We start from the raw sequence: 18290 nt of genomic DNA on the forward strand, positions 1-18290 counted from the left end.
GGCCCCACCGGCGCACGCACCCCGCGCCCACCCCCGCCCACGGCACCCTGACCCCACCCGCACCCCAGCCCGCCGCCCCCGCCCACGCCCTCACCGGCCCCGGCGTTCCCGCCCCCGGCGCCTTGCCCCAAGGTGCCCCCGCCCCCGGCGCCTTCCCCCCAGGGCGCCCCCGCGCCCGCTGTTCTCCCCGAGGACGCCACCCCCGGCGGGGCGCAGGCCTCGTACCCCCAGGACGCCCCCGGCGACCCCTGGCGGCGTTACGACCCCTGGGCGGCGGCGGCCGCTCCGCTGCAGCAGACCGGTGCCGGGGTCGACAGCGTGCAGCAGCGGCGGCGCAGGGACCGGCGGCGGGCCGTGGTCCTCCTGCTCGTCATCGCGTTGGTGTCCGGCGGCGTCGGCGGAGTCGTCGGCGCCTACCTCGAACGCAACGGCGGCTTCGGGACCTCCGTCGAGCTGCCCCAGGCCGGGGACGAACCCAGCGGGCGGGCGCCCGACAGCGTGGCCGGGATCGCCGCGAGGGCCCTGCCCAGCGTGGTCACGCTGCATGTCACCGGCAGCGAGGAGTCGGGCACCGGCACCGGGTTCGTGCTGGACACCCGCGGGCACATCCTCACCAACAACCACGTCGTGGAGCCGGCCGGCACCGGCGGTCGGATAACCGTCGTGTTCAACGGCGGCGAGACCGCCAAGGCCAAGGTCGTCGGCCGGGACAGCGGCTACGACCTGGCCGTCGTCCAGGTCACCGGCGTCAAGGGTCTGAACCCCTTGCCGCTCGGCAACTCCGACAACGTCCGCGTCGGCGACCCCGTCGTCGCCATCGGCGCCCCCTTCGACCTGGCCGGCACCGTCACCTCCGGCATCATCAGCGCCAAGGAGCGGCCCATCACCGCCGGCGGGGAGAAGGGCGACGGCAGCGACGTGTCGTACGTCGACGCGCTGCAGACCGACGCGCCGATCAACCCCGGCAACTCCGGCGGCCCGCTGCTCGACGGGCGCGGCCGGGTCATCGGCATCAACTCCGCCATCCGCTCCGCCGACAGCGCGGGCGGCGGCGACCCCGAGGCGGGCGGGCAGGCCGGTTCCATCGGGCTCGGCTTCGCCATCCCGATCAACCAGGGCAAGCGGGTCGCCGAGGAGCTGATCAACACCGGCCGGGCCACCCACCCCGTCATCGGCATCACCCTCGACATGGACTACACCGGCGACGGCGCCCGCGTCGGCGCGCAGGGCAACGACGGCGGCCCCGCCGTCACCCCCGGCGGGCCCGGCGCCAAGGCCGGCATCAAGCCCGGCGACGTGATCACCGCGGTCGACGGACAGCGGGTCCACTCCAGTGAGGAACTGATCGTCAAGACCCGCGCGCACCGCCCCGGCGACCGCCTTGAGCTGACCCTTGAGCGAGGCGGCGATGAACGAAAGGTTTCGCTGGTCCTGGGCTCGGCAGGCGGCGACTGACCGGTGCCCGGAGGACTGACGCAAACCTCACCCCGGGACGGTACCGGTCGGACAGGTCGGACAGGTACCGTGGACCCGGCCGAGGACATCGCGAGGAGCTACAGGTGTTCAATGACATAGGACCACTAGAGCTGGTGACGATCATTGTGCTCGCTGTGCTCGTCTTCGGTCCGGACAAGCTCCCCAAGGTCATCCAGGACGTCATGCGCACGATCCGGAAGATCCGCGAGTTCTCGGAGAGCGCCAAGCAGGACATCCGCCAGGAGCTGGGCCCGGAGTTCAAGGACTTCGAGTTCGAGGACCTCAACCCCAAGACGTTCATCCGCAAGCAGCTGGAGAACGAGGACCTGGGGCTGAAGGAGATCCGCAACGGCTTCGACCTGAAGAAGGAGATGGCCGAGGTCACGGACGCGGTGCACGGCCGCGACCAGATCGCCTCCGCCAACGGCTCCCCGGCCGGCTCCGCCTCCGGCCGCGTCGACATGACCAAGAAGCCCGAGGACGCGGGCAAGGACGACCGTCCGCCGTTCGACGCCGACGCCACCTGAACCGCCCCCGCACGGCCTGAACGCGCCGCCCGCGCGACCCACGCGCCGGGCGGATTCCCGGCTGCTCGTGGCGGGATGGATATGCTGCCGAGTTGTTGTGCGGATCGGACGAGTACGCCCGAAGGGGGGCGGGCCGTTCCGGTCCGACGAGAGCGAGGAGGCGTCCGGGCAGATGGAGACGACGAGTCGGGCAGTCGCACAGGCGCCGGCCGCGGAGGGCGGACAACAGGTCCCCTCCGCGCGGCGCACGGTCGACGGCTACCTGCGCGCGCCCTTCCCGTGGTACGGCCTCGACGAGGCGTTCACCGGGCCGCGCTGGCTGATGCAGGTCGGTACGGCGGCCGACGGTGCCGTGGAGCACGGTTCGATCGGGCACGGTGACGAGCCGTCCGTGCGGGGCGAGACCGGGGCCGCCGGTGAGCCGCGCGAGAAGTTCGCGGTGGTGGTCACCGTCGCCGCACACCCCTCCCGGCGCAGCGCCGACGGCACGGGGCTGCTGGAAGCGACGTCCGTGTCCTCGGCGGCCTGGCTGGCCGGGGTGGGGCTGCTGTCGTTCACCTGGCCCGGGCAGATGGACCACAGCCTGCGCGACGACTGGCTGGAGCAGCAGACGGAGACCGCCTGGGTGCTGGCTGACGACCTCGACGGCGAGGACTGGTCCACGCTGTCGCTGCCGGTGGACGGTGTGCCGACGCCGTTCCACTACCGGGAGTCGGAGTTCGGCTGGGTGCTGGCCGGCTCCACCCAGCAGGGCGTGCACGTGGGCGCGTACGGCCGGGGGATGAGCGCGTACGGCCTCGGCTTCGCGGTGATCAAGGACATCGGCAGCTACGCCTGACCCTCCGGCCGCCCACCGCACGTCACCCGTCGCGGGCACACCGGCCGTCGGCAGGACGCGGCGGCGGCCGTCCGGCATGGTGGACATGTGATCCTGCTGGCCGCCTGCTTCGCCGTCCTGGGGGCGGCGAGCAACGCCGTGGGCACGGCCTTTCAGCGCAAGGCGGCCTCGACCGTCCCGAGCGGCGGGGGACTGCGCCTGCTGCTGGCCCTGGCCCGCCGGCCGGCCTGGCTGATCGGCATCGGCGGGGTGCTGGCGTCCGCCACCTGCCAGGCGCTCGCGCTGGTGAACGGGCCCATGGCGCTGGTGCAGCCGCTGTTCATCCTGGAGCTGCCGTTCGCCCTGCTGATCGGCGCCCGGCTGATGCACCGCCGGATGCCGCCCGCGGGCTGGTGGGCGGTGGCCGGGGTGGTCGCCGGGCTGGCGCTGATCCTGGCGTCGGCGGCGCCCTCCGGCGGCGACAACCAGGCGCCGATGACGCGCTGGATCCCGGCGCTGGCGCTGTGCCTCGGGGCGATGGGAGCGGCGGTGCTCACCGCCCGCCCGGGCCGGCCTCCCCTGTTCCGCGCCGCGGTGCTCGCGGCGGCGGCGGCCGTCGGCAACGCCCTGACGGCGGCCCTGCTGAAGTCCGCCAGCGACACCTTCGCGCACGGCGGTCTGGAGGCCTTCCTGCGCACCTGGCAGACGTACGGCTTCGCGCTGGTCGGCGTCGCGGCCCTGCTGTTGCTGGAGAACTCCCTGCAGGCCGGTTCGCTGGCCGCCTCCCAGCCCGCGCTGACCATCGGGGACGCGACGGTGAGTCTGCTGCTCGGCGTCCTGCTGTTCGGCGAGGACATCCGCACCGGCTGGTGGGTGGTGCCGGAGGCGCTCGGCATCGGGCTCATCCTGTGGGGTGTGCTGCGGCTGGTCCGGGTCGTGCCGAACGTCCAGCAGACACTCGTGGGCGACGACAGCCTGGCGAGGCCGTCGCCGCCCACGTGAGGAGCGTGCTCGGAGGATCAGAACTTGTTGCGCGGGGTGATCCCCAGCGACATCCCCGAAAGACCGCGCTGACGGCCGCCCAGCTTGCCCGCGATGGCGCGCAGCGCGGAGCCGGCGGGGGAGTCCGGGTCGGACAGCACGACCGGCTTGCCCTCGTCGCCGCCCTCGCGCAGCCGCACGTCGATCGGGATGGAGCCGAGGACGGGGACGTTGGTGCCCGTGGTGCGGGTCAGGCCGTCGGCGACGAGCTGGCCGCCGCCGGTGCCGAAGACGTCGACCATCTCGCCGCAGTGCGGGCAGGGCAGGCCGGACATGTTCTCGACGACGCCGACGATCTTCTGGTGGGTCTGCACGGCGATGGAGCCGGCCCGCTCGGCGACCTCGGCGGCGGCCTGCTGCGGGGTGGTCACGACGAGGATCTCGGCGTTGGGGACCAGCTGGGCCACGGAGATCGCGATGTCACCGGTGCCGGGCGGCAGGTCCAGCAGCAGCACGTCCAGGTCGCCCCAGTACACGTCCGCGAGGAACTGCTGCAGCGCGCGGTGCAGCATCGGGCCGCGCCACACGACCGGGGCGTTGCCCGGGGTGAACATGCCGATGGAGATGACCTTCACGCCGTTCGCCGACGGCGGCATGATCATGTTCTCGACCTGGGTGGGACGGCCGTCCGCGCCCAGCATGCGGGGCACGCTGTGGCCGTAGATGTCGGCGTCGACGACACCGACCTTCAGGCCGTCGGCCGCCATGGCCGCCGCCAGGTTCACCGTCACCGAGGACTTGCCCACGCCGCCCTTGCCGGAGGCGACCGCGTAGACGCGGGTGAGGCTGCCGGGCTTGGCGAAGGGCACCTCGCGCTCGGTCTGGCCGCCGCGCAGCGCCGACGCCAGCTCCTTGCGCTGCTCGTCGCTCATCACGTCGAGCGTGACGTCGACGCGCGTGACGCCGTCCACGCGGGAGACCGCGTCCGTGACGCGCTGCGTGATGGTGTCGCGCATCGGACAGCCGGACACCGTCAGGTACACGGTGACCGCGACCGCGCCGTCGGCGCCGATCTCCACCGATTTGACCATCCCGAGTTCGGTGATGGGCCGGTTGATCTCGGGGTCGTTCACCGTCGCCAGCGCTTCGCGCACCGCGTCTTCCGTAACCATAAGGACGATGGTACGGCCCGGTAGCCACCGCCCGGGATGCCCGTCAGCGGTCGTCTACGTCACGTCCGGGCGACCGTTCCGCCGGGAATACCACCGCTTCCGGACGATGGCCGTTCTGCAGGTGCTCCAGCTCCTTGACCAGGTCCTGCAGCTCGGAGCGGATCCAGTCGCGGGTGGCGACCTCGCCGAGGCCCATCCGCAGCGCGGCCACCTCCCGGGTCAGGTACTCGGTGTCGGCGATCGACCGCTCGTTCTGCTTGCGGTCCTGCTCCAGGTTGACCCGGTCGCGGTCGTCCTGCCGGTTCTGCGCGAGCAGGATCAGCGGGGCGGCGTAGGAGGCCTGCAGGGACAGCATCAGGGTCAGGAAGATGAACGGGTAGCGGTCGAAGCGCAGGTGCTCCGGCGCGGCCACGTTCCACAGCACCCACAGGATGATGACGACGGTCATCCAGACGATGAACCGTCCGGTGCCCAGGAACCGGGCGATCCGCTCCGACAGCCGGCCGAAGGCCTCGGGGTCCCATTCGGGCAGGATGCGCCGCCTGGGCGGGCGCGGCTGGTCGAGCCGGGCACGCGGACGGCTGGTCGCGGTCGCCCCGGCGGGCATGCGGTCGCGGGTGGTGTCGCGGTCAGGTGCCATGTGCGTTCGCCCCCTCTCCCAGGTGGAACTCGGTCTCCCGCCAGTCCTCGGGCAGCATGTGGTCCAGTACGTCGTCCACGGTCACGACGCCCAGCAGCGACCCGGACTCGTCGACCACGGGCGCCGCGACCATGTCGTACGTCGCGAAGAACCCGGCGACGACCGGCAGCGCCGCGTCCGGGGCCAGCGGTTGCAGGTCCTGGTCGACCAGTGAGCTGACCAGGGTGTACGGCGGGTCGCGCAGCAGCCGCTGGAAGTGGACGGTGCCCAGGTACTTGCCGGTCGGCGTCTCGTCCGGCGGCCGGCACACGTACACCTGCGCGGCGAGCGCCGGCGACAGGTCGGGGTTGCGCACCCGGGCCAGCGCGTCGGCGACGGTGGCGTCGGGGCGCAGCACGATCGGCTCGGTGGTCATCAGACCGCCGGCGGTGTGCTCCTCGTACGACATCAGGCGCCGCATCTCGGCCGCGTCGGCGGGCTGCATCAGGCTCAGCAGCCGCTCGGTGTCGGCCTCGGGCAGCTCGGCGAGCAGGTCGGCGGCGTCGTCGGGATCCATGGCCTCCAGGACGTCGGCGGCGCGTTCCTCGGCGAGCTTGCCGAGGATCTCGATCTGGTCGTCCTCCGGCAGCTCCTCCAGCACGTCGGCGAGCCGGTCGTCGTCGAGCGCGGCGGCGACCTCGGAGCGGCGCTTGGGGGAGAGGTGGTGCAGCACGTTCGCCAGGTCGGCGGGGCGCAGCTGCTCGAAGGTGGCGAGCAGGTTCTCGGCGCCCTGCCCGTGCTCCTCCAGCGAGAAGCCGGTGACCTGGGACCACTCGACGGTCAGCGCCTCGCCCTTGGCCCGCCGGAAGGCGCTGGACTTCCTGCCCTTGCGGACGAAGACGCGGTCGATCTCCCAGTCGCGGCGGGCGGGCAGCTGCTGCACCGACAGGTCGAGCACGGTGACCTCCTCGCCGGTCTCGACCAGGGTGACGCGCTTGTCCAGCAGCTCGCCGAAGACGAGCCGCTCGGTGGGCCGCTGCTCGAAGCGGCGCACGTTGAGCACGCCGGTGGTGATGACCTGGCCGGACTCGATGCTGGTCACCCGGGTCATGGGCAGGAAGATGCGGCGCCGGGTCGCCAGTTCGACGACCAGCCCGAGCAGCCGCGGCGGCCGGCGGCCGACGCGCAGCATGACGACCAGATCGCGTACGCGTCCCACCTGGTCGCCGGTCGGATCGAACACGGCGACGGCGGCGAGATGCGAGACGAAGATCCGGGGGGCGCCCCCTGCCATGACCGGGGCCTCCTTTACATGGGTGCGTGACGGTATCGGTGAGTCTTTCCCCAATTGCCCGCTCAGTCGGGCTTCAGGCTAGCCCGTCCCGTTCGGAAACGTCCCGGCGGGCGGTCCGGACGGACTGGCTCCGCCCGGCGGCCACGGCCCCGGTACGCTGCCGTACGCCGCTGTGGACCTCGACGGAAAGGCGCCTGCTTCCGTGACTGCGACTGCCCTGGGCCTCACCCGCCGGACCGCGCTCGCCTGCGCGCTCGCCGCGCTGGCCGTGACCGGGCTCGCGGGGTGCTCCGACGATCCGGACGCGGGCACCAACGGCGTCGGCAAGCTGCCGCCCGAGCAGATCCAGAGCCGCACCCAGCAGGCCGCCGCAGCGGTCGACGCCGTCCACCTGTCGGGGAACGTCGTGGCGGGCGGGCACACGTACAAGCTGGACATGCGCCTGAAGCGGGACGGCGGCACCGGCTCGGTGACCTCCGAGGCGGGCACCTTCCAGCTGCTGCGCGTGGACAAGCAGCTGTTCCTGAAGGCGGGCGCCGACTTCTGGGACCACGAGGACTCCAAGGGCGGGCCGAAGGTGGCGGACACCGCGGCCGCGGACAAGCTCGGCGGCAAGTACGTCAAGGTCCCGCAGGGCGACCCCGCGTACCAGCGGTTCAGCGGTTTCACGGACAAGGACGTCCTCCTCGACAGCGTGCTGACCCTGCACGGAGCGCTCGCCACGGACGGCTACCACGAGCAGTCCGGCGTACGCACCATCCGCATCACCGGCGACAAGGGCTCGGGCGGCACCCTCGACGTCTCCCTGGAGGGCAAGCCGTACCCCCTGCGCCTGGTCCGAGCGGGCGGCGCCGGCACCCTGGTCTTCTCGGAGTGGGCCAAGGACTTCCCCCTGGCGGAGCCGAAGAAGGACGACACGGTCGACTACGGCAAGCAACTGCCGACGTCGTAGCTCTCAACGCCGGCCCTGCAGCGCCCCGCCAGGGGCGCGGGGAACTGCGCGACCAGCCACAACGAGCCCGCAGCCGAACCAGGACAGAACCCGGTACTACCGCTTTCGCTTCTTGAAGAGCAACCGGTGCAACCCCGCAGGGATCGCCCTCCGGGTCGTAGCCGGCGACCCCACAGGCGCCGCGGCCAGCGACCCCTCGGGCAACGGCAACACCGACCCCACCGGTTCCATGCGGAGCACCCGGCACTCCCGCGCCCACCGCCGAGGCATCTCCTCACCGTCGGGCGCGTTGAGCCGCTTGCCCTTCAGCTCGGCGACAGCCGCCTCCCACGCCTCCGACTCCGGCGCCAGCTCGACGACCTTCACGGGGAAGGACACCAGCCGGCCGCCCTTGTCCTTGCTGCGCACGGTCACCTCGGCGGTGCCGCCGTCGGCCAGACCGGTCAGCGGCTGCTCGGACCCGTCGCCGACCAGGCACACCGCGCCCTCGTGCCACACGTGCCACAGCGCACGCGCGGCCGGGGCTCCGGCGGCCTTGACCCAGATGAGGCCGGACTTCTTGGTGGCCTCCTCGACGAGGGCCTGGTCGAGCAGCTCGCTTGTCATGCGCCCAGCCTAACCAGCGGTCCCGCCGCGTCCCGTCACAGCCAGCCGTTGCGCTTCAGCGTGCGGTGGATGCCCAGGCAGATGACGCCGGTGATCGCCATGATCACCGGGTAGCCGTAGCGCCAGTGCAGTTCCGGCATGTGCTCGAAGTTCATCCCGTACACCCCGCACACCATCGTCGGTACGGCGATGATCGCGGCCCACGAGGTGATCTTGCGCATGTCCTCGTTCTGCGCCACGGACGCCTGCGCGAGGTTGGCCTGGAGGATGGAGTTCAGCAGCTCGTCGAAGCCGACGACCTGCTCCTGCACCCGGGCGAGGTGGTCGGCGACGTCCCGGAAGTACTTCTGGATGTCGGGGTCGATCAGCCGCATCGGCCGCTCGCTGAGCAGCTGCATGGGCCGCAGCAGCGGGGAGACCGCCCGCTTGAACTCCAGGATCTCCCGCTTGAGTTGGTAGATCCGGCCCGCGTCCGTACCGCGCGGGCTGCCCTTGCGGCCGGGCGAGAAGACGTCCGTCTCGACGGCGTCGATGTCGTCCTGGAGGCTGTCGGCGACCGCGATGTAGCCGTCCACGACGTGGTCGGCGATGGCGTGCAGCACCGCGGAGGGGCCCTTGGCGAGCAGCTCCGGGTCGTCCTGGAGCCGGTGGCGCAGCGCGCGCAGGCTGCCCTGCCCGCCGTGCCGGACCGTGATGACGAAGTCCCGTCCGGTGAAGCACATCACCTCGCCGGTCTCGACGACCTCGCTGGTGGCGGTGAGTTCGGTGTGCTCGACGTAGTGGACCGTCTTGAAGACGGTGAACAGCGAGTCGTCGTAGCGCTCCAGCTTGGGCCGCTGGTGCGCCTGCACGGCGTCCTCCACGGCCAGCGGGTGCAGCCCGAACTCCGTGGCGATCCCGGCGAATTCGTCCTCGGTCGGCTCGTGCAGGCCGATCCACACGAAACCGCCGTCGCGCCGCACCTGGCGCATGGCCTCCTGCGGGGTGATCGGGCGGTCGCTGGGAAGCCGGGCGCCGTCGCGGTAGACGGCGCAGTCGACGACGGCCGAGGGGCGGGCCGGGGTGCGGGTGGTGTAGCCGCCGGTGGCCGTGGGCAGCTCCTTGCGGAGGGAGACACGGGACGGGCGGACCACTGCGCGCAGGTCGCGGATCATCGACATGGGCGGGCTCCTTCGCATCGGGCAGCGAAGACCCCGGTCACCCCCGGCGGGTGGAACTACCCGGAATGAGGACGTCCTGCGTGCGCGTGTTTGGCACGTCCACAAAGCGGGGAGCACCGCACCGTCGCGGTGGCGAGCTTCGCTGCTGATTCAGATCAGACAGATCAGGCAAAACGAAACGAAGTGCTCTTCCGAGTGAAGGCGCGAGCGCGAAAGGCGGCAGGGAGCCGGATTCAGAGCAACCGCATCAGCGGCCGGAAGAGCGAGTGGTACTGCACGGTCGACTTCGATCCATGACAGCCCCACCTCCTCCGGTCGGTCCCTCGTAAGGGAGTTCCTTCGGCGTCGGGTCTCGATGCGCGACGCTTCTGCGTGCTGCCCCGACCGGCCAAGAGTATCAGCCGACCGGTGTGTCAAGGCGCGGCTTTGCCCGGTACTGACGAGTTCTATGCTCGCGGCATGGCAGATGTTCTTCCTCTCGTCGAGGCCCGCTTGAGCACCGCGCTGGGCGAGCCGGACGCCCGCGCGGCGGTCACCTTCCTCGGCACGGACCGGATCGAGGTGCTGCGCTTCCACGAGGGTGACATCGTGCGCTACGCCACCCTCGGCATGTCCGCGCAGCCCATGACGGACCCCACCGCGATGCTCGCCGACCCGGTCAAGGGGCCCCGCGCCGAGCTGGTGCTGTCGGTGCGCGCCGGTGTCGCCGACACCGACAAGGTGCTCCGCCCGCTCGCCGTGCTGGCCGCGTCACCGCAGGTCGAGGGCGTGGTCGTGGCCCCGGGCGCGTCGCTGGACGTCGGCGACCCGCTGTGGCCGGGCGCCCCCTTCACCTCCGTCCTCGTCGCCGAGCCGGGCGGCCTGGTGGAGGATCTGGAGCTGGACGAGCCCATGGACCCGGTGCGCTTCCTGCCGCTGCTGCCGATGACGCCGAACGAGGCCGCCTGGAAGCGGGTGCACGGCGCCCAGGCCCTCCAGGAGAAGTGGCTCACGCACGGCACGGACCTGCGGGACCCCAACCGCAAGTCCGTACCGCTGGAGTGACGGATCTCACCAACGCCGAGGCGGCGGGCGTCAGTTGGCGAAGACCGTGACACCGTCCTCGGTGGCGTGCTCCGGCTCCAGCGCTTCGGCCTCGTGGGCGAGCGCGTCACGCCGTACGAGGACCACGAGCGCGCCGATCACCGCGGTGGCCGCCGCCACCACGAACGGGATGTGGAGGTCGCTCCACTCCTCGATCTTCGGCGCCAGGTAGGGCGCGGCGGCCGCCGCGAACCACCGCACGAAGTTGTAGCCGGCGCTGGCCACCGGGCGCGGGGCGTCGGAGACGCCGAGGGCCAGCTCGGTGTAGACGGTGTTGTTCACGCCGATGAACGCGCCGGACAGGATCGTGCAGACGATCGCCGTGGTGTGGTCGCCGTAGCCGAGGACCGCCACGTCGGCCGCGAGCAGCACCAGCGAGCCGCCGAGCACCTTCAGTGAGCCGAAGCGCGCCTGCATGCGCGGCGCCACGATCACCGAGAACACCGCGAGCAGCACGCCCCAGGCGAAGAAGACCGCGCCGGACTTGTACGGCGTCATGTTCAGCACGAACGGCGTGAAGGCCAGGACCGTGAAGAACGTGTAGTTGTAGAAGAACGCCGAGATCGCGGCGGAGGCGAGGCCGCCGTGGCCGAGCGCCTTGATCGGGTCCAGCAGCGAGGTCTTGCGGGCGGGCTTCGGCTGTTCCTTCAGGAACGCCGTGATGCACAGGAAGCCGACCGCCATGAGGAACGCGGTGCCGAAGAACGGGTAGCGCCAGCTGGCGTCGCCGAGGAGCGCGCCGAGCAGCGGGCCGCAGGCCATGCCGAGGCCGAGCGCCGACTCGTAGAGCAGGATCGCCGCCGCGCTGCCCCCGGCCGCCGCGCCGACGATCACCGCCAGCGCGGTGGAGACGAACAGCGCGTTGCCCAGTCCCCAGCCCGCGCGGAAGCCGACCAGTTCGCCGACCGAGTCCGAGGTGCCGGCCAGGCCGGCGAAGACCACCACGAGCGCGAGGCCGGCCAGCAGTGTCTTGCGGCCGCCGATGCGGCTGGAGACGAAGCCGGTCACCAGCATGGCGATGGCGGTGATCAGGAAGTACGAGGTGAACAGCAGGGAGACCTGGCTGGGGGTGGCCTGGAGCCCCTGGGCGATGGACGGCAGGATCGGGTCGACGAGTCCGATGCCCATGAAGGCGACGACGGACGCGCCCGCGGTCGCCCAGACCGCCTTGGGCTGCCGCAGGAGGCCGCCGGCTCCCGCGTCGAAGGTGTCCATGTCTTCTCCAATCCCGGCTGATGCCCGACGAAGAGATGGTTGCAATATGCATACAGTAAGTTAGCCGAACTAATTAATGCAAGCTACATGTAGTTTTGGCCGGTGAGAAGGGACCCGGACGGGTGATCGTCCTTGACGTGAGGCGGTCGGGGTAGGACCGTGGGGCCCTATGAGGGGCGAACCCAGTTGCCCGAAGTGTGGTGGCCGGGTCAGGGCTCCCGGTCTCTTCGCCGATTCCTGGCAGTGCGATGCGCATGGGACGGTGTATCCGCTGCAGCCCGTGATCCCGCCCAGCGTCGAGGCCCTCAACGCGGTGGTGCGCCGCACGCAGGTGCCGGTGTGGATGCCGTGGCCGCTGCCGGTGGGCTGGCTGTTCACGGGGGTGGCTTGCGCCGGTGACGACCGCAGCGGCGGCCGGGCGACGGCGGTGGCCTGCACGGGGCCCGGTCCCCTCGGCGGCATGGGGGAGCTGATCCTCGTCGCCGAGGAGCTCGGTGTGGGTCTCGGCGCGCGGTACGCCGGCATCGACGGACCCGATCCCGGGCCGTACATGAACGTCGAGAAGCCCGCCGAGGTCAAGGTGCTGGCCGCCGGGCGGCCGACGCCGCTGTGGCATGTGTCCGGAGGACCGGCCGACCGGGCGGTCTTCGCGGGCGAGGCGCTCGGGCTGTGGCTGTGGGCGGTGGTGTGGCCCGAGCAGTCGGGGCTGCTGATGTACGACGAGCTGGTGCTGGCGGATCTCCGGGAGGCGGGGGCCGAAGTCGAACTGGTGCCGTGCGGGGCGTTGTCGCCGCGCTTGCTGAAGCCGTAGGGCTGCGCCGGCTTCAGCGGTGCGCCTACCGAGGGGGTGGGTTGCTCGTCGAGGCCGCTGCGGGGTGTCGTGGGCTGGTCGCGCAGCTCCCCGCGCCCCTTTGGGTTGGTCGATGTAAGGGGTGCTTGGCAGTGCGGGGGTGACCGGGGGGCTTGAAAATCCGGTTATCCTTGGGTGTCCCCTTTCCGTGCCGCCACCGCCTGGAGTCCGCGTCGTGCGTATTGATCTGCACTGCCACTCCACCGCGTCCGACGGTACGGACACTCCGGCCGAGCTGGTGCGCAATGCCGCCGCCGCCGGGCTGGACGTCGTCGCGCTGACCGATCACGACACCACCCGTGGGTACGGCGAGGCGATCGCCGCGCTGCCCGAGGGGCTCACCCTGGTCACCGGCGCGGAGCTGTCCTGTCGTCTCGACGGCGTCTCCATGCACATGCTGGCCTACCTCTTCGACCCCGAGGAGCCCGCCCTGCTCGCCGAGCGCGAGCTGGTCCGGGACGACCGGGTGCCGCGGGCCAAGGGCATGGTCGCCAAGCTGAACGCGCTGGGCGTGCCGGTCACCTGGGAGCAGGTGGCCCGGATCGCCGGCGACGGCAGCGTCGGGCGGCCGCACGTGGCGACCGCGCTGGTCGAGCTGGGTGTCGTGCCCACCGTGAGCGACGCCTTCACCGCCGAATGGCTCGCCGACGGCGGCCGGGCCTACGTCGAGAAGCACGAGACCGACCCCTTCGAGGCCATCCGGCTGGTCAAGGGTGCGGGCGGCGTCACCGTCTTCGCGCACCCCGCCGCGAGCAAGCGGGGGCGTACCGTGCCGGAGTCCGCGATCGCCGAGATGGCGGCCGCCGGCCTGGACGGCATCGAGGTCGACCACATGGACCACGACGAGGACACCCGGGCCCGGCTGCGCGGCCTGGCGAAGGACCTCGGCCTGCTGGTCACCGGCTCGTCCGACTACCACGGCAGCCGCAAGACCGTCGAGCTCGGGGCGTACACGACCGACCCCGAGGTCTACGGCGAGATCACGCGGCGCGCGACCGGCGCGTTCCCGGTGCCGGGCGCCGGCGGAGTGTGAGCCCTCCGCTCACGCCCACCCTCTCTTTCTCACCTCTCGCAAGGCTTGCACCACACTCATGTTCGACGTCGCTGTCTTCGGCTCTCTCTTTCTGACCCTTTTTGTCATCATGGATCCCCCTGGGATCACCCCGATCTTCATCGCGCTGACCGGCGGGCGCCCCGCCCGGGTGCAGAAGCGGATGGCGTTCCAGGCCGTGTGCGTGGCCGGCGGGGTGATCACGGTGTTCGGGCTGCTCGGCCACCAGATCCTGAACTACCTGCACGTCTCCGTGCCCGCGCTGATGATCGCGGGCGGGCTGCTCCTGCTGCTCATCGCGCTCGACCTGCTCACCGGCAAGACCGACGAGCCCAAGCAGACCAAGGATGTCAACGTCGCCCTGGTGCCGCTGGGCATGCCGCTGCTGGCCGGGCCGGGGGCGATCGTGTCCGTCATCCTGGCCGTGCAGAAGGCCGGGAGCGTCTCCTCGCAGGTGTCGGTGTGGACGGCGATCCTCGCCATCCATGTCGTGCTGTGGCTGGTGATGCGCTACTCGCTGCTCATCATCAAGGTCATCAAGGACGGCGGCGTGGTCCTGGTGACCCGGCTCGCCGGCATGATGCTCTCCGCGATCGCCGTGCAGCAGATCATCAACGGTGTCACGCAGGTGATCCGGGGCGGCTGAACCCGCCCGTACACGCGGCAGGGCCCCGCGCGGCGCAGTGTGCCGTGCGGGGCCCTGATGCTTTTGGCGGGGGAGCAGCCCTGTTATGAGGCCGTGGTGTCGGCCGGGCGGATCCACAGTCGCTGCCCGATGGCGGCGGCCTGCTGCACGATCCGGTTGACAGAGGCGGCGTCCACGACAGTGGTGTCCACGGGCGTGCCGTCGACGTCGTCGAGTCGCAGGATTTCGAAGCGCATGGTCGCTTCCCCCTTCGTCTGGTCATCCTCCTGGGGAGAACTACTCATCAGTGGACCACTGGGCCTCGGTGCCCGCGATCCGTACGCCTTAGTCAACCCGCTGCGTGTTACGAACATTCCCTACGCTAAAGAAATTTTTCGAACGGCTAATTACTGACGAGTAAGACGTCACTGTGCGGGACCGAACGGGACCGGTTGTGTTCGTTGCGTGACCAACGGGACAATGGAGACGATGAACGACGACCTGGCGGCCGTGGCCGCCCGTATCGACCGCACGAACGAGCTGCTGCAGCGCATGCTCGCCGAGGTGGCCAAGACGCCCTCCACCCACGCGATCTTCGTCGACGCGGGCTACCTCTACGCCGCCGCGGGACGCCTGGTCGCCGGCACCGAGGACCGCCGCGCCTTCGACCTGGACGCCGAGGGCCTGATCGAGGCGCTCATCGACCGCGCCCGCAACGTCTTCGCAGACAGCCGTCTGCTGCGCGTGTACTGGTACGACGGCGCCCGCCGCCGTATCCACACCGCCGAGCAGCAGTCCATCGCCGAACTGCCCGACGTCAAGGTCCGCCTGGGCAACCTCAACGCCAACAACCAGCAAAAAGGCGTCGATTCACTGATCCGCACCGACCTGGAGTCCCTCGCCCGGCACCGCGCCATCAGCGACGCCGCCCTGCTCGGCGGCGACGAGGACCTGGTGTCGGCGGTCGAGGCGGCCCAGGGGTACGGCGCCCGCGTGCACCTGTGGGGCATCGAGGCACCCGAGGGCCGCAACCAGGCCGAACCCCTGCTGTGGGAGGTCGACAGCCAGCGCACCCTCGACCTCGACTTCTTCAAGCCCTACGTCTCCCGGCGCACCCCCGCCACCTTCGAGGGCGCGCAGGCCACCCGGCCCACCCGGGAGGACGTCCGCTTCGTCGGCGCGCAGATCGCCGCCAAGTGGCTCGCCGCGCGGGGGCGTGAGGCCCTCGTGGAGCTGCTGCCCGGGCATCCCTATCTGCCGGGCTCCGTCGACCAGGACCTGCTGGTCGAGGCCGAGGGGCTGCTCCAGTACTCCCTGCGCGGACAGGCGGACCTGCGGCGCGCGCTGCGGGACGGCTTCTGGGGGCACCTGCAGACGCAGTACTAGGCGCGTGCGCGCCTGCGGGCGCAGTACCAGGCCCGCTCGCCCGCAGACGCAGTACTAGACCCGCTCGCCGGGGACGGTGTCCCAGAAGTCGGCGAGCGCACGGGCCGTCGCCTCCGGCTGGTCGGCGTTGGGGGAGTGCTCGGCACCCTCGATGACCGTGCGGCGGGCCCGCAGGCGCACGGCCATCTCGTCCAGCAGCGGCACCGGCCAGGTGTCGTCATGGGCGCCGGACAGCACATGGAACGGCAGCGGCAGGGCGGCCAGTTCGTCCACCCGGTCCGGCTCGGTGCACAACTGGCGCCCCGCGGCCAGCAGTTGCGCGGGCCGAGTGTTCAGCCAGCGCTGCCGCAGCTGCTCCGGGCTCACCGGCCCGCGCGCCGGGCCGCCGACCTCCTCGGGCGGGCCCATCGTCTGCATGACGTCCCACACCTCGGCCAGCGTCATCACCGCCAGCGCGTCCCGCAGCAGCTTCACCCGCTGCTCCTGCGAGACGGAGATCTGCGCCGGACCGGACGACATCAGCGTGAACGAGCGGAACGGGGTGTGGTCCAGCAGCACGGCCGCCCGGCAGAGCTGGCCGCCGAGCGAGTGGCCGAGCAGATGCACCGGCGTGCCCAGCGCCGCCGCCTGAGCCAGCACGTCCCGGGCCAACTCGCCCTGCGCGTACGCCGACTCGTCGTCGTCCGGACCCTCGGACTCGTTCTGCCCGCGCCCGTCCACGGCGACCGTCCGGTACCCGCGCTGCGCGAGCGGCCGGTGCATCAGCGCGAAGTCCTCCTTGCTGCCGGTGTATCCGGGCACCAGCAGCGCCACGCCCCTCACCGGGACGCCGGGTGCGGCGGGCATCTCGACCACCGCGAACTCCCCGCGTGACGTGCGCAGCCGGTGGGCGCGGGCGCTCGGGGGCGGGGTGAAGGGGGAGGGATTCTCTGCGGGTTCGGGCGTGCTGGGATCGGTCACGAGCCGAGGGTAGCGGGCGCGCTGCCCGGGCCCGCAGACGCCGGCGGCCCGGTCCCACACGAGGTGGGCCGGGCCGTCGGATGCGCTACGGCGCGGGTCAGCCGTCCGCCGGCTCCGCGGCTGCCGCGACCTTGCGGGTACGGCGGGCCTTCGGCTTCGCCTCGGTCTCCGCGTCCGCGTCCGCCGGGGCGGCTGCGGCCTTGCGGGTACGGCGCGGCTTGGCCTCCGGCTCCGCGTCCGCCGGGGCGGCCGTGGCCTTGCGGGTGCGGCGCACCGTCTTCGGCTTGGCCTCGGTCTCCGGCTCGGCGGTGGCCTGGGCGGGGATCTCGGCGGTGGCCTCGACGGTACCGGTGGCCGCCTGCGCGGTCTGCGTCGCCTCGGCCGCCTTGCTCGCCGCGGTCTTGCGGGTGCGGGTCTTCGGCTTGGCCTCCGTGCCTTCGGCGGTGTCCACGGCTGCCTCGGCGGCGGCCGTCGCCTTGCGGGTACGGGTCCGCGTCTTCGGCTTGGCCTCGGTCTCCGCCTCCACCGGGGTGGAGGCCGCGGTCTTGCGGGTGCGGCGGGGCTTGGCCTCGGCGGTCTCCTCCGCCGCGACTGCCTCCGCCGGCTCGGCGGCGGCCGTGGCCTTGCGGGTGCGGCGCGTCTTCGGCTTCGCCTCGGTGGTTTCCGCCGTGTCCACGGCAGCCTCGGCGGCCTTGCTCGCCGCGGTCTTGCGGGTGCGGGTCTTCGGCTTGGCCTCGGACTCCGGTTCGGCGGTGGCCTGAGCGGGGATCTCGGCCGTGGCCTCGACCGTCGCCGTGCTCGCCTGGACGGCCTCGGCCGTCTTGCTCGCTGCGGTCTTGCGGGTGCGGCGGGGCTTGGCCTCGGCGGTCTCCTCCGCCGCGACCGCCTCCGCGGGCTCGGCGGCGGCCGTGGCCTTGCGGGTGCGGCGCGTCTTCGGCTTGGCCTCGGCCGACTCCGCCGTGTCCACGGCTGCCTCGGCGGGGGCGGCGCTCTCGGCGGTCGCCGCTGCCTTGCGGGTGCGGCGGGCCTTCGGCTTGGCCTCGGCGGTCTCCGCCGTGTCCACGGCCTCGGCGGCCTGCTCCGGGACGGCGGCCGTCTCGACGGTGGCCGGCTCCGCGGGGGCAGTCGCCTTGCGGGTACGGCGGCGCGGCGTCGCGGCCGGGGCCTCGGCGGCCTCGGCCGGCTCCTGGGCCGGCTCGTCCGTCGGCTCGGTCGTCGGCGTGGCCTCGGCCGGAGCCGTGGACGCCTGCGCCGACTTGCGCGTACGGCGTCGGCGCGACTTCGCCGGAGTCTCGGCGGTCTCCGCGGTCTGCGGCGCGTCGAGGGCCGTACCCTCCGACGCCGTGACCGCGGCGGCCGTACGGTCGGCGTCCGCCTCGGCGGACGTACCGGCCGGGGACGGCTGCGTCGCCGTCACGGCCGCCTCGGCCGCGGCCGAGGAACCGCCGCGCGTGCGGCGACGGCGGCGCAGGACGCGCGGCCCCGAGGTGCCCTCGGCGGCGTCGGCCGCAGCGGT

The 18290-nt window shown here is 72.2% G+C and carries 18 protein-coding genes and 1 pseudogene; 10 read left to right on the plus strand and 9 right to left on the minus strand.

What is annotated here, in order from left to right:
* Window positions 1-132: 132 nt before the first annotated feature.
* From C3489_RS36065 to C3489_RS36080, 4 genes are all read left to right on the plus strand, one after another.
* Window positions 133-1455: a S1C family serine protease gene (locus C3489_RS36065; RefSeq protein WP_103786362.1), complete on the plus strand. Its 1323-nt coding sequence runs from the start codon at window positions 133-135 to the stop codon at window positions 1453-1455.
* A 104-nt stretch (window positions 1456-1559) separates the two neighbouring features.
* A complete protein-coding gene (locus tag C3489_RS36070) occupies window positions 1560-2003 on the plus strand; it encodes a sec-independent translocase (protein WP_103786363.1) in 444 nt (147 codons plus the stop codon).
* Window positions 2004-2175: 172 nt separating this feature from the next.
* The gene (locus C3489_RS36075; RefSeq protein ID WP_258055100.1) at window positions 2176-2841 is read left to right on the plus strand and encodes a hypothetical protein; all 666 of its coding nucleotides are present in this window, start codon (window positions 2176-2178) and stop codon (window positions 2839-2841) included.
* A gap of 87 nt (window positions 2842-2928) precedes the next feature.
* Window positions 2929-3822, plus strand: coding sequence for a DMT family transporter (locus C3489_RS36080; protein ID WP_103786365.1), 894 nt, complete (start codon window positions 2929-2931; stop codon window positions 3820-3822).
* A gap of 17 nt (window positions 3823-3839) precedes the next feature.
* Here C3489_RS36080 and C3489_RS36085 read toward each other — a convergent pair whose 3' ends face one another.
* From C3489_RS36085 to C3489_RS36095, 3 genes are read right to left on the minus strand one after another with little or no spacing between them, the layout of a single operon-like run.
* Window positions 3840-4973, minus strand: a complete 1134-nt coding sequence (locus tag C3489_RS36085) for an Mrp/NBP35 family ATP-binding protein (RefSeq protein ID WP_103786366.1) — start codon at window positions 4971-4973, stop codon at window positions 3840-3842.
* 43 nt (window positions 4974-5016) lie between these two features.
* Complete coding sequence (locus C3489_RS36090) at window positions 5017-5613, minus strand: DUF1003 domain-containing protein (RefSeq protein WP_103786367.1); 597 nt, start codon at window positions 5611-5613, stop codon at window positions 5017-5019.
* Window positions 5603-6886 (minus strand): magnesium transporter MgtE N-terminal domain-containing protein, encoded by a 1284-nt coding sequence (locus tag C3489_RS36095; protein ID WP_103786368.1) that lies wholly within the window; start codon window positions 6884-6886, stop codon window positions 5603-5605. The genes C3489_RS36090 and C3489_RS36095 overlap by 11 nt, the downstream gene beginning before the upstream one ends.
* A gap of 202 nt (window positions 6887-7088) precedes the next feature.
* Between C3489_RS36095 and C3489_RS36100 the strand changes: the two genes are divergently transcribed.
* Complete coding sequence (locus C3489_RS36100) at window positions 7089-7838, plus strand: hypothetical protein (RefSeq protein WP_103786369.1); 750 nt, start codon at window positions 7089-7091, stop codon at window positions 7836-7838.
* A gap of 96 nt (window positions 7839-7934) precedes the next feature.
* On the opposite strand, the gene C3489_RS36105 is transcribed toward C3489_RS36100, so the two are convergent.
* Together C3489_RS36105 and C3489_RS36110 are read right to left on the minus strand one after the other, a co-directional pair.
* Window positions 7935-8444 (minus strand): hypothetical protein, encoded by a 510-nt coding sequence (locus tag C3489_RS36105; protein WP_103786370.1) that lies wholly within the window; start codon window positions 8442-8444, stop codon window positions 7935-7937.
* 35 nt (window positions 8445-8479) lie between these two features.
* Window positions 8480-9604 (minus strand): magnesium and cobalt transport protein CorA, encoded by a 1125-nt coding sequence (locus C3489_RS36110; protein WP_103786371.1) that lies wholly within the window; start codon window positions 9602-9604, stop codon window positions 8480-8482.
* A 459-nt stretch (window positions 9605-10063) separates the two neighbouring features.
* Here C3489_RS36110 and C3489_RS36115 point away from each other — a divergent pair, with 459 nt between their 5' ends.
* Window positions 10064-10648 carry a suppressor of fused domain protein gene (locus tag C3489_RS36115; protein WP_103786372.1) on the plus strand — a complete coding sequence of 195 codons (585 nt, stop codon included), beginning with the start codon at window positions 10064-10066 and terminating at the stop codon, window positions 10646-10648.
* A gap of 30 nt (window positions 10649-10678) precedes the next feature.
* On the opposite strand, the gene C3489_RS36120 is transcribed toward C3489_RS36115, so the two are convergent.
* The gene (locus C3489_RS36120; protein ID WP_103786373.1) at window positions 10679-11902 is read right to left on the minus strand and encodes an MFS transporter; all 1224 of its coding nucleotides are present in this window, start codon (window positions 11900-11902) and stop codon (window positions 10679-10681) included.
* Between the two features lie 169 nt (window positions 11903-12071).
* Here C3489_RS36120 and C3489_RS36125 point away from each other — a divergent pair, with 169 nt between their 5' ends.
* From C3489_RS36125 to C3489_RS36135, 3 genes are all read left to right on the plus strand, one after another.
* Window positions 12072-12713 (plus strand): DUF6758 family protein, encoded by a 642-nt coding sequence (locus C3489_RS36125; protein ID WP_103786374.1) that lies wholly within the window; start codon window positions 12072-12074, stop codon window positions 12711-12713.
* A 214-nt stretch (window positions 12714-12927) separates the two neighbouring features.
* Complete coding sequence (locus C3489_RS36130; protein ID WP_103786375.1) at window positions 12928-13785, plus strand: PHP domain-containing protein; 858 nt, start codon at window positions 12928-12930, stop codon at window positions 13783-13785.
* A gap of 58 nt (window positions 13786-13843) precedes the next feature.
* Window positions 13844-14449, plus strand: coding sequence for a MarC family protein (locus tag C3489_RS36135; RefSeq protein WP_103786376.1), 606 nt, complete (start codon window positions 13844-13846; stop codon window positions 14447-14449).
* Between the two features lie 83 nt (window positions 14450-14532).
* On the opposite strand, the gene C3489_RS36140 is transcribed toward C3489_RS36135, so the two are convergent.
* Entirely contained in the window at window positions 14533-14685 is a 153-nt protein-coding gene (locus C3489_RS36140) for a hypothetical protein (protein ID WP_103786377.1), read from the minus strand.
* Window positions 14686-14908: 223 nt separating this feature from the next.
* On the opposite strand from C3489_RS36140, the gene C3489_RS36145 reads away from it, so the two are divergent.
* The gene (locus tag C3489_RS36145; protein ID WP_103786378.1) at window positions 14909-15814 is read left to right on the plus strand and encodes an NYN domain-containing protein; all 906 of its coding nucleotides are present in this window, start codon (window positions 14909-14911) and stop codon (window positions 15812-15814) included.
* A gap of 54 nt (window positions 15815-15868) precedes the next feature.
* On the opposite strand, the gene C3489_RS36150 is transcribed toward C3489_RS36145, so the two are convergent.
* Window positions 15869-16774: an alpha/beta fold hydrolase gene (locus C3489_RS36150; RefSeq protein ID WP_258055101.1), complete on the minus strand. Its 906-nt coding sequence runs from the start codon at window positions 16772-16774 to the stop codon at window positions 15869-15871.
* Window positions 16775-16871: 97 nt separating this feature from the next.
* A pseudogene (locus tag C3489_RS38905) lies at window positions 16872-18290 on the minus strand (hypothetical protein); the annotation flags it as partial.

Origin of the sequence: Streptomyces sp. Ru71 (assembly GCF_002920535.1) — a bacterium.
Classification (GTDB): Bacteria; Actinomycetota; Actinomycetes; order Streptomycetales; family Streptomycetaceae; genus Streptomyces.

Coding starts and splice junctions, on each gene's coding strand:
- C3489_RS36090 (WP_103786367.1), bottom strand. CDS start 5,613: ATGGCACCTGACCGCGACACCACCCGCGACCGCATGCCCGCCGGGGCG.
- C3489_RS36145 (WP_103786378.1), top strand. CDS start 14,909: ATGGAGACGATGAACGACGACCTGGCGGCCGTGGCCGCCCGTATCGAC.
- C3489_RS36135 (WP_103786376.1), top strand. CDS start 13,844: ATGTTCGACGTCGCTGTCTTCGGCTCTCTCTTTCTGACCCTTTTTGTC.
- C3489_RS36075 (WP_258055100.1), top strand. CDS start 2,176: ATGGAGACGACGAGTCGGGCAGTCGCACAGGCGCCGGCCGCGGAGGGC.
- C3489_RS36125 (WP_103786374.1), top strand. CDS start 12,072: ATGAGGGGCGAACCCAGTTGCCCGAAGTGTGGTGGCCGGGTCAGGGCT.
- C3489_RS36115 (WP_103786372.1), top strand. CDS start 10,064: ATGGCAGATGTTCTTCCTCTCGTCGAGGCCCGCTTGAGCACCGCGCTG.
- C3489_RS36105 (WP_103786370.1), bottom strand. CDS start 8,444: ATGACAAGCGAGCTGCTCGACCAGGCCCTCGTCGAGGAGGCCACCAAG.
- C3489_RS36140 (WP_103786377.1), bottom strand. CDS start 14,685: ATGCGCTTCGAAATCCTGCGACTCGACGACGTCGACGGCACGCCCGTG.
- C3489_RS36110 (WP_103786371.1), bottom strand. CDS start 9,604: ATGTCGATGATCCGCGACCTGCGCGCAGTGGTCCGCCCGTCCCGTGTC.
- C3489_RS36120 (WP_103786373.1), bottom strand. CDS start 11,902: ATGGACACCTTCGACGCGGGAGCCGGCGGCCTCCTGCGGCAGCCCAAG.
- C3489_RS36095 (WP_103786368.1), bottom strand. CDS start 6,886: ATGGCAGGGGGCGCCCCCCGGATCTTCGTCTCGCATCTCGCCGCCGTC.
- C3489_RS36085 (WP_103786366.1), bottom strand. CDS start 4,973: ATGGTTACGGAAGACGCGGTGCGCGAAGCGCTGGCGACGGTGAACGAC.